The organism is Streptomyces sp. NPDC059668, from assembly GCF_042734135.1.
Classification (GTDB): domain Bacteria; phylum Actinomycetota; class Actinomycetes; order Streptomycetales; family Streptomycetaceae; genus Streptomyces.
Genome location: NZ_JBHWEL010000001.1, coordinates 518293 through 527601 on the forward strand (window position 1 = coordinate 518293; position 9309 = coordinate 527601).

10 protein-coding genes are annotated in these 9309 nt (G+C 70.5%); 6 read left to right on the plus strand and 4 right to left on the minus strand.

Features of this window, described 5'->3' with window-relative positions:
• Positions 1-291 precede the first annotated feature (291 nt).
• A complete protein-coding gene (locus tag ACFV2J_RS02285; RefSeq protein ID WP_385096308.1) occupies positions 292-1950 on the plus strand; it encodes a phosphodiester glycosidase family protein in 1659 nt (552 codons plus the stop codon).
• 175 nt (positions 1951-2125) lie between these two features.
• On the opposite strand, the gene ACFV2J_RS02290 is transcribed toward ACFV2J_RS02285, so the two are convergent.
• Complete coding sequence (locus ACFV2J_RS02290; protein ID WP_385096311.1) at positions 2126-2488, minus strand: DUF488 domain-containing protein; 363 nt, start codon at positions 2486-2488, stop codon at positions 2126-2128.
• Between the two features lie 488 nt (positions 2489-2976).
• Here ACFV2J_RS02290 and ACFV2J_RS02295 point away from each other — a divergent pair, with 488 nt between their 5' ends.
• The 5 genes from ACFV2J_RS02295 to ACFV2J_RS02315 all read left to right on the plus strand — a co-directional run bounded on the left by ACFV2J_RS02295 (position 2977) and on the right by ACFV2J_RS02315 (position 7030).
• Positions 2977-3297, plus strand: a complete 321-nt coding sequence (locus ACFV2J_RS02295; protein WP_385436994.1) for a WhiB family transcriptional regulator — start codon at positions 2977-2979, stop codon at positions 3295-3297.
• Between the two features lie 956 nt (positions 3298-4253).
• Positions 4254-5654 (plus strand): hypothetical protein, encoded by a 1401-nt coding sequence (locus ACFV2J_RS02300; RefSeq protein ID WP_385436996.1) that lies wholly within the window; start codon positions 4254-4256, stop codon positions 5652-5654.
• Positions 5655-5703: 49 nt separating this feature from the next.
• Entirely contained in the window at positions 5704-5976 is a 273-nt protein-coding gene (locus ACFV2J_RS02305) for a glutaredoxin domain-containing protein (RefSeq protein WP_385095388.1), read from the plus strand.
• 428 nt (positions 5977-6404) lie between these two features.
• Positions 6405-6791: a hypothetical protein gene (locus ACFV2J_RS02310; protein ID WP_385095391.1), complete on the plus strand. Its 387-nt coding sequence runs from the start codon at positions 6405-6407 to the stop codon at positions 6789-6791.
• A gap of 26 nt (positions 6792-6817) precedes the next feature.
• Positions 6818-7030: a hypothetical protein gene (locus ACFV2J_RS02315; RefSeq protein ID WP_385095394.1), complete on the plus strand. Its 213-nt coding sequence runs from the start codon at positions 6818-6820 to the stop codon at positions 7028-7030.
• A gap of 214 nt (positions 7031-7244) precedes the next feature.
• Here the strand turns inward: ACFV2J_RS02315 and ACFV2J_RS02320 are convergent, their stop codons facing one another.
• The 3 genes from ACFV2J_RS02320 to ACFV2J_RS02330 form a co-directional block, all read right to left on the minus strand.
• On the minus strand, positions 7245-7871 hold the full coding sequence (locus ACFV2J_RS02320) for a hypothetical protein (protein WP_385095396.1): 627 nt from the start codon (positions 7869-7871) through the stop codon (positions 7245-7247).
• A 756-nt stretch (positions 7872-8627) separates the two neighbouring features.
• Positions 8628-8900 (minus strand): DUF3761 domain-containing protein, encoded by a 273-nt coding sequence (locus ACFV2J_RS02325; RefSeq protein ID WP_385095398.1) that lies wholly within the window; start codon positions 8898-8900, stop codon positions 8628-8630.
• 196 nt (positions 8901-9096) lie between these two features.
• Positions 9097-9267, minus strand: a complete 171-nt coding sequence (locus tag ACFV2J_RS02330; RefSeq protein ID WP_385437035.1) for a DUF6207 family protein — start codon at positions 9265-9267, stop codon at positions 9097-9099.
• Between the last annotated feature and the right edge of the window lie 42 nt (positions 9268-9309).

Below are 9309 nucleotides of genomic sequence, written 5' to 3' on the forward strand. Positions count from 1 at the left end.
TTCGGGACGGAAACTCCCTCTATGCGACTTCGGGTCCGACGGGTCGCCGCCGGGCTTCATGGAGCCCCACAGCGTGGCCGCCCGTGGCGCGAAGACTTCCGCGGGGCTCCGAAGCCGTCGGCGAGGCCGCGGACGCGAGGGATGGTGCTCCTCTCCGGTGAGTCGTTGTCACCGAGGCTTTTCCCAGCCGTCCTTGGCCGGTGACCTGCCCGTACCACCACGGGACTGGGATGTGGAACGCGGTGTCCGGAGGACCTCCGGCCGCAGGCCCGTCCGAACGTCAGGAGACGTATGTCCCACGCAGTCGACCAAGCACGCCGCGGATTCGGCCGGATGAGGCAGCCCGTCTGGGGTGGCGTGGCCTGTGCCGCCGCCCTCACACTCGTCACCCTCGCCCCGCCGGCGGTCGCGGGCACGCCCGCCACGGATTCCGCCGCGTCCGCCGCGTCCGCCGCCTCCGCCCTCCACGGGATCTCCTGGTCGACGCGGAGCGTGGCCCCCGGTGTCGAGGTCAGGACCGGAGTGCTGCGGGACTCCTCCGCCGCCCCGGCGTGGTCGGTCACCGTGCAGGCACCGGCCGTCAACCGCCTCACCGGCGCGGCCACTTGGGCCCCGCTCGGAGACCGCGCGTGGGCGGACGCGAACGCCGCGCGGCTGCGGAGCGCCGGGTTCGAATCGCGGCTGGAAGAGGTGACCTGGGACGACTACTCCGACACCCCCCACGGCACGATGGGCTGGCAGGTCAGGGTCGGGCGGTACGCCACCCAGGCCGAGGCGGGAACCGCCAACTCGGCGGTCGTGGCCGCGGGTTTCCGTACCGCGGTCGACTGGTCCGGATACGACGGCCGGCAGCGCCCCGACGCCGAGAGCATCCACGTCGCCGTGGTGGACTCCGCGCGCTTCGCCGGGACGGTCGGGGCGAGCGACGGCGGCAACGTCGCCGACCGGGAGAACACCTCCACGGTGGCCACGCGCCTGGGTTCGCTGGTCGGGGTCAACGGAGGGTTCTTCATCACCTCCGACGCGGACGGTGTGCAGGGCACGCCCGCCGGCCTGTCCGCGCAGCACGGCAGACTCGAGTCGATGGCCGTCGGCTCCCGCGCCGCGCTGATCCTGGGCGACGGCGGCCGGCGGCCGCGTATCGCCGACCTCTCCACGACCGTCACGGTGCGCGACGGGTCCGCCGTGTACGGGGTACAGGGCATCAACCGCGTGCCGGGCAAGGTGCGCAACTGCGGTCGGCCCGGGGCCGTCCCCACCGTCGAGCCCCGCCACGACACCACCTGCACCCTCGCGGACGACCTCGTCGAGTTCACCCCCGAGTTCCGCGCGTCGCTCCCGGCCGGGCCGGGCGTCCAGGTGGTCCTCGACGAGCGCGGCACTGTCGTCTCCGTGGGCGACCGAGGCGGTGCGGTGCCCGGTCACGGTTCGGTCCTCCAGGGCATCGGCGGGGCGGCGGGATGGCTCACCGGCCACGCGCGGGTCGGCAAGCGCCTGTCGCTGCGCGAGGTGATCCGGGACTCCTCGCACCACGAGGTCAGGCTCGGGCCGGACGACAGCATCGTCAGCGCGGCTCCCACCCTGGTCGAGGGCGGCCGCGTTCACATCGACGCCACGGCCGAGGGGACACTCGACCCGCGCGACCTCTCGTTCGGTTTCGCCTGGTCCAACGTGCGCCAGCCCCGGACGCTGGCCGGTGTCGACCGGCGGGGCCGGCTGCTCCTGGTGACCGTGGACGGGCGGCAGCCCGGGGTGAGCGAGGGCTTCACCCTGGCCGAAGCCGCCCGGTTCATGCGGTCGCTCGGCGCCGTGCAGGCGCTGAACCTCGACGGCGGCGGCTCCTCGGCGATGGCGGTCAACGGCACGCTGGTGAACGTCACCTCTGACGCGACGGGCGAACGCGCCGTCGGCGACACGATCCAGGTCCTCCCGAGGCGCCGCAGCAGCTGACACCGGCGGTCCCGCGCGGGCGGGGACGGCTGCGGTCCCACCGTGCCCGGAGCACGCACGTTCGCTCCTGGGCCCGGTCGGCGGCCCAGATCCGACCCCGTCCCGTGCCGGGTACCGACATCGGCACGGGCTCCGGCACCGGCTCCGGCGTCGACGGGTTCACGAACGGCCGCGGTCAGCTCCGGAGCAGCTCGGCGAGGACTTCGGCCTCGCTGATGTCCGGTTGCCTCGTCGCGGTGACGAGCGTCAGGGTCCGCTCCTGGGCGAGGTCGCGCAGATGCGCCAACGCCCGCGCACGCTCCGGATCCTGCAACTCCTCGCGGTAGCGGCGCCCGAACTCCTCGAACCGGGCCGGCTCGTGGTGGTACCACTGCCGGAGCTCCGTGGAGGGCGCGACCTGTTTGCACCACTCGTCCAGGTGCGCCTTCGTCTTGGCCAGCCCACGCGGCCAGAGGCGGTCCACCAGGACTCGTGCGCCGTCCGTCCGCTCGGGCGCCTCGTACGCCCTGCGTACCCGTACCTCGTGATCCGTTGTCATCGGTGACCTCGTAACCGAACTCTCGGCCGGCGCTTGGGAAAACGGCCTGTGTCACACACGCTGCTGGGTAGCGCCAACGTCAGGTCCGCCGGCCGCCCCGGCCCGTGATCCGAACGCGCGCACTTCCTCACAGAATCCCTCGGCACGCCGGGCGGCGCCACTCCTGACCGGTTCACCCACTGGTCTCCACGGCCGTCCGGTGTGCGGCCGAACATCGAGAAATGCCGGGGACGGGACGGGGTCCACGGGTCCCGCTCGGGCGGAGGCCGTGAAAGGCGATGCCTCGATGTTTCTCCATCACCTGCGAGGGGCGAAGTTGAGGCTCCGTCAGAGTCCCTCCGGGCGCTGTTGGCAAGAGCTGTTCACTCGAAGGGATTGCTGCCGGGCAACGCCGTTCCGTGCCTGGTGCAATTGCCGTACGTTCTCCGAACTGCCACACGCATAGGGTGGTGTACGGCGGGCCGGACAGGGGAGAGGGCGGCGACGGGGTGGACACGGACGACAAGTGGGGCGCGCGTGCGGCATGCCGAACTACGGATCCGGAGGAGCTGTTCGTCGAAGGGGCCACGCAGAACGGCGCGAAGGCCGTCTGTACCGGTTGCCCGGTGCGGACCGAGTGCCTCGCCCACGCCCTCGACCGCAGGATCGAACACGGAGTGTGGGGCGGCATGACGGAGAGGGAGCGCCGCGCGTTGCTGCGGCGCCGGCCGACCGTGACCTCCTGGCGGCGGCTGCTGGAAGCGGCGCGCACGGCGTACGACCGGCAGGCCAGGCCCGGTGACAACGGACGGTCGGCCGCGGCAGGTTGAGCCCGCCGCGGCGCGCTGCTCGATGCGCGCGACCGCGGCCGGTTCCGGGGGCGGGGTGTCCGGGCCGTTGGGCCAGGGGCCGGCTCGTGCGCCGACGTGCGGCTCGCACCCGCCGAGGCGCGATCACGTCCGGCCCTCCTCCGATTTCAGGGCATGGCACGGACCCGACTGACCGAGCGCTTGCTTCGGCGCCGGGCCCGGAAGGGCCCGGGGGAGCGGAACCGAGGGCCGGCATCGCCTCGGGAGCGGACAGCGCGCGATCAGCGGCCGAGAGCGCACCCGGTGCCGTGGGACCCCGTCCGGAGCACCGAGTTGCTCACGGGTCATGCCCCTACGGGTGCGCAGGACTTGCAGACGCTGGCCGAACACCAGTGAATCGGCGTACGGGTTCGGGCCGGCATCCTCTGACGACACGGCCTTGCCCCCCTCTGAACGGTTCGCGACATTGTGGGGGTATGGGCCGGAGTCGCTCTCGTGTGGGTTCCCGCCGTTCATCATCCTGGGCGGCCAACCTCGATGCAGAGCTCCTGCGAATCGAGTGCACGAGTCAGAACAGGCGTATGCCGGGGCCGGGAGGCACCGAGCCACCCGGCCCCGAGGGTGTCGGTGATGCGAGTCTTGCCTTGTCCTCCGGGACGGGCGCAGCCGCTCGCGGGCAACCGGGACCTCTGGCTCTCTCGAAGCCCGGGGCCGGGGCGCGGTCACGGGTCTTGATCTCTTCCCGCGGAAAGCGGGCGTAGCCGAGTCGGGCCGCAACCCGTTGTCGTACCCCTGTGGTGAGGTGAAGCCGGACGACGGAGAGCGCGAGGCGGAGGCGACGATGGGCGAGCGTAAGACGTGGCGGCCGTTTCTGGAGCAGTGGAGCGCGGAGTGGATCGCGGGGCACGACCCGGACAAGGACGCACCGCTCGCGCAGGAGGTCGTGCGGGACGCCTGGCTCGGGTTCGCGGCGGCCAGTGAGGCCGAGGTCGCTGCGGCCGAGGCCCGGCTGGGGCGCCGGCTGCACGCCTTCGCTTCGGGAGTTCCTGCTGGTCACCAACGGGTGGCGGGACGCGGGCAACTTCATCTACCGGCTGGCGGGCGCCGCGGAGCTGGAATGGCTGCGGGACACCGACGACCGCACCTGGATCGAGGTCTGGGAAGACCTCGCGGAGGACGATGCCGAAGAGGACGAGGACGGTGAGGAGACGTTCGGCGTTCAGGAGGCGAAGGTCCTGGCGCGCTGCCTGCGCCTGTCCCTTGAGGGTGACGCGGCGGTCATGCTGCTCGACCCCGACGACGTGGACGTGGACGGCGAGTGGGCGGCGTACTGGCTCGCCTCCTGGTCCGGCGAGGGACCGGAGCGGTACGGCTCCTTCCGCGGCCTCATGCGCCAACAGTGGGTGTCCTTCCACGCCCTGCGCAAGCCGCCGGGAGCCACCCGGGACCACTGGGACGCGGAGGTCGAGCGGGCCCGATGCGAGGCGCTGGCCGGGGCGGTCGACGGACCGCTGTCGGTGTTCGCCCAGGCGCACGAGTACGGGCGGGAGCGAGCAGACGTGCTGAGCATGCAGATGAAGGCGATGCTCGGCGACTGGCGCGGCCAGATCGCGAGCCTGATGTGGTACCGCCCGGGGAACGACGACCTCCTGCTCAGCCCGCTCTTCGCCGCGGAACTCCTGCCGCTCCTGGTCCGGCAGGACCAGCTCGCGCACCCCCACGACCTGCGGCCCCTGCCGCGGCTCAAGGAGTACGCGGCCCCCGCCGTTGGGGGGGGGGGGACCCCCGACCAGAGCCGGGGGGGCGGGGCGCGCGGGCGGGGGGCCCTCGGGGGGCGGCGGGTAGAGGCGGGCGCGCGCGCGCGAGTGGGCGGGGAGCACCCGCGCGCGCACCCCCCCCCCCCGCGCCCCCTGCGGGGGAACAGGGTGTCGCCGCCCGCACCTGTGCGGGCGCTCGTCACCGACTACGAGGCCCGGGCGGCCGAGCCGGGCTTCCGGCTCACCTTCGGCGGACGCGAGTTCGACGCGGCCGTGCACGCCGTCGTCGACCGCCTCGCCGGGCAGCCGGCCTTTCAGGCTCCCGACGAGCCGCGGATCCGTACGGGACCGATCGTCGTCACCCTGTACGCGGGCGGCGGCCCGCGGCCCGAACCCGACCCAATGTCCGACCCGGCCAAGGTCCGCACGGCCCGCGCGGGCCTGTGTGACGAAGCCTGGCCCGAACTCCGTGCAGCGCTACGCCTGTGGCACCCGGTGTGCGTGGACCATATTGCCCCGATATCCCTGTTCTCCGACCCGGTCCTGGCCCAGCTGATCACCCCGGACCGTGGCCGCGAGATCCTGGCCACGCCCCGAGGTACGGGCCCCGGTGTCCCGTAGGCTGGAAGTTCCGGCCGCCAGGGACAGCAACACCGTACGGGGGAAGTGCATGACCGAGGAAAGCGACGGCGTCGTGATGTACTGGCGGCCCGGCTGCGTGTTCTGCATGAACCTGCGGCTGAGCCTGCTCTTCACGCGCCTGCATTACACCAAACGGAACATCTGGCGGGACAAGGACGCAGCGGCGTTCGTCCGCTCCGTCGCGGACGGAAACGAGACGGTGCCCACCGTCACCGTCGCCGGGCACGCCATGGTCAACCCGTCGAAGCGACAACTGCTGGATGCGGTCCGCGAGTACGCGCCGCACCTACTCTCGTCCTGACCTGGCGCTGAGAGCAGAGGGCCGAGGCCGACGGCCTGTGGTCGGCCTGGTCGAGGGCCGTCTGCCGCCAACTCAACGCGAGCCCGCTCTGTTTCGCCTCGCACAGCACCTGGACCATGCCGTCGTAGAACCCGGAACACGACGGTCGAGCAGGAGGGAAGGGTCCGCACCCTCGCGGATCCCCTCCACCTGCGCCAGATGGACAGCGGACACCGGCACACGGTAGGCACGCGTATCGCCCTGTTCATCATCCCGGAACTCGAGGACAAGCCGTGCGTCAAACCCAGCTCATACCCGCAGTGGCCGTCGTGCTACTCGCAGCCGCTCTCGCGACCGGCTGCTCTGGTGGACACAGCGCTGAGGCCGGGCCCGGGCCCGCGGATTCCTCCGTCACGGCGACGCCGACGCCCGGGAGCACTGCGGCAAAAATGATCGGGAGTTCGTCGACGCCGAGCACCGCCACATCGAATGGCTACCCGACCACCCCGGCCGCTCCGGGCGCGGCCGTGCCGCAGGTACGAGACGCCTTCTCAGTACTGCAAGCAACGTACAACGACAGCTGTGGGACCCCCGGAAACTGCCAGTACTTCCTCAACCGCCTCCTGACCAACCTCGACGACCTCGGCAACTCCATGAAAGCCAGCCCGAAGGGCACAGCACACTTCAGGCAGCCGCTCGCCTGGATCGGGCAGATGCAGACCGCGCTGGACGGCGACTTCACGTTTGACAACCTCCACAAGCACCAGAGCCTGCTGGTCACGACCCGCGACAAGATCAACACTTGGATGCAGTCGTACCCGGACGACTACCGCTAGCCAACGAACGTGTCACCCCACCACAAATGGACGAGAAGCTGCAGGTGAGCGCCACGGTCAGAAGGTGGCCGCCGTGGACGGCTGAGGTCAGTGGCCACGCAGCCGACTTCGCCCGCCGCGTCGACGCCGCGGCAGGCGACGCCATCGCAGGCGTCCACCAAAAACGCGTGGAAACCGGACGCATCCGCCCCGACGCCCACATCATCCACCTGGAAGTACGTACCCGGTGTGCGCGCTGAGCCTGCCGCTGTCCCACACGGCTGCAGGGTGGCGAAGGGCGCGGCAGGCCGGCTCCAAGAGCACCGGACTGCTGCGTATCGCAGTCGGGGAACCGGTCTGCGATTGCAGCCGAACCCGCCCTACCCAGGTTGGGTTCCTCTGCCCGCCGGTACTTCGGCCGGTGCTGCACCGAGGCTCGGCCCGGGGCAGCACGACCGGAGGTCCCACGGACGCTCAGCCGGCTGCGGGTTCCTGGGTGGCCGGGGCGGTGTAGAAGACGGACGTGCCCTGCTTGTTGCGGTGGGCGTGGTTCTTGGCGACCAGTCCTTCGAGGGTGGTGCGCACGACCGTGGTCTTCACCGTGCGGTCGGGGTGGGCCTGGGTGAGAGCGTCGGAGATCTCGGCGGCGGAATGTGGTTCGCTCTGCTGCTTCAGGTAGCCGCGGATCACCTCGACGAGGGTCGGCTCGGCGGCCGGCTTGGGCGCCTTCGGGGACGAGACCTTGGCGGCGGACTGCTTCGGTGCTGTCTGCTTCGGTGCGGTCTTCTTGGATGCCGTGGTCTTCGCGTTCGTGGCAGGCGTCTTCTTCGGCTTGCCCGGCTTGGATGAGGCAACGCCCTGGTGGGGTACGGAAGACACGGTTGCGGTGGCCGCCTCGGCAGCTGGGCTCGCACCGCCCAGTGCTTGCTGCAGGTTCACCAGCACAGTGTGGTCATGCTGCAGTGCAGCCAACTGCTCCTGCAGGGCCTGGATCTCCCCGCCGATGCGGTCCTGCTCCTTGGTGTTGCGCTCGAGGTCGCCGGTCACCTGGGCGGCGTACTGCGATGTCAGTTCCGTGGTGCGGTCCTTGACTTCAGACATTGCACGAGCCTTTCTGACAGTCTGCGGGCACAGCGATCGAGGAGGGTGCCGTGTTCGCAAACCGATAGGTAGGTATCCCATCTGAGATGACTGAATCACCCGCAGGGCACAACTACTGCGGTGTGCAGCAGTCTAGAGATAGTACGCACGAGTGAATCCGGATGTTCGCAGTGCGTGATACTCACCTGCCCCCTCACCGTGAACAGCTGAAAGATGCGAGCCGCATCCGGCGGACTGCCTGTCCCTGCTGAATTGCTTTGCCGGTCACCCTGACCTGCGAAGACAGATCCCGAACGACGCCTTCGGTATTCCGACGGCAGTGCCAGCCGACAGTCGGCAGCCCGGTCAGGGATTTCCTCGGCGTGGTTGGGTGAATGGCCGCCCGAACGTGCGAGCACACCCCTGCCTGCACTGCCTGATGTGAGACCGGCCAGTTTCGTAGCGGCCGGCGCCGTCGCCGACCAGGCGCACGGTCAGTGGGTCACTCTCTCGGGCGGTAAGTCACACCACCACATCGCACGCCCGCCAGCACCGCCTACCCGCCCCGCTGCAAGGATGCGCCCCCATCGCCCACGAGCGATACAGCCGATCTCAGCGCACGGGATGCCACCCCCGCCCACGGTGCTTGCGGCGGCTTCCGCGATCAGTGCGGGCTCCATCAACAGAACGGTGCCCGCCACCGGCCGGCTGATCAGTGGACGCGAACAGGCCGCGCGCTCCAGACCTGGAGCACACGGCCTGTTCGCAGCGCTGGGCCTACTTGAACCAGTACCTGACGCCGTGGTGGTGAGAACAGGTGCCCTGGGAATGCCGCGAGTAGGACAAGGAAGCGTCCTTGCACTTCGCTGTCTCGGTCTTGTTCTTGGGCCTTTGGTGGTGGGTCCAGCCGCACAGTCCGGTGGTGTGGTGGACGCAGTGGTGTGCGGTGCTGGTGGCCGGCAGTGCGGTCGCTGCGGAGGCGGCCGGCGTGCTGAGGACGAGGCCGGCGACAGCGACCGCGACGGCCGAGGCGGCAAGGCGTGCGAACAAGGAATCCCTCTTGAAAGGTTGCGAGTTGCGGCGAGATTTTATCGTTTTTTGTTGAGATTTCCGGCACGTATCGGGAAGTGCTCATCAGGCCCAGCTGCCAGCCGGGGGTCGCGGGCCGATCTGGAGCTGTGGTCCGTCAGAGGGCGTCTCGGCCGCAGGGCCGGGATGATCCTGGCCTGGCGGCGGGCGAGGCCAGTCAGGGACTGAGGTGCTGGCGCATGTCGAGGTAGCAGCGCAGCCGCACACCGGGCTGCCCGGGATCCCGGGTCGTGTGATCCACCGAGGTTGCCGCCCACATCGCGGCCAGAGCCGTCTGGAAGGCGAAGGCGGTCTGGTCGTCGGCGGCAGCCACATCGACGACGACCAGACCCGAATCCCCGACGGGTTCTTAGGTTTTAGCCGCCCCACC

What these genes read in the sequence shown, in the direction of transcription:
- ACFV2J_RS02290 (WP_385096311.1), bottom strand. Translation starts at nt 2,488, where the DNA reads ATGACAACGGATCACGAGGTACGGGTACGCAGGGCGTACGAGGCGCCC.
- ACFV2J_RS02315 (WP_385095394.1), top strand. Translation starts at nt 6,818, where the DNA reads ATGGACGAGAAGCTGCAGGTGAGCGCCACGGTCAGAAGGTGGCCGCCG.
- ACFV2J_RS02310 (WP_385095391.1), top strand. Translation starts at nt 6,405, where the DNA reads ATGATCGGGAGTTCGTCGACGCCGAGCACCGCCACATCGAATGGCTAC.
- ACFV2J_RS02285 (WP_385096308.1), top strand. Translation starts at nt 292, where the DNA reads ATGTCCCACGCAGTCGACCAAGCACGCCGCGGATTCGGCCGGATGAGG.
- ACFV2J_RS02305 (WP_385095388.1), top strand. Translation starts at nt 5,704, where the DNA reads ATGACCGAGGAAAGCGACGGCGTCGTGATGTACTGGCGGCCCGGCTGC.
- ACFV2J_RS02320 (WP_385095396.1), bottom strand. Translation starts at nt 7,871, where the DNA reads ATGTCTGAAGTCAAGGACCGCACCACGGAACTGACATCGCAGTACGCC.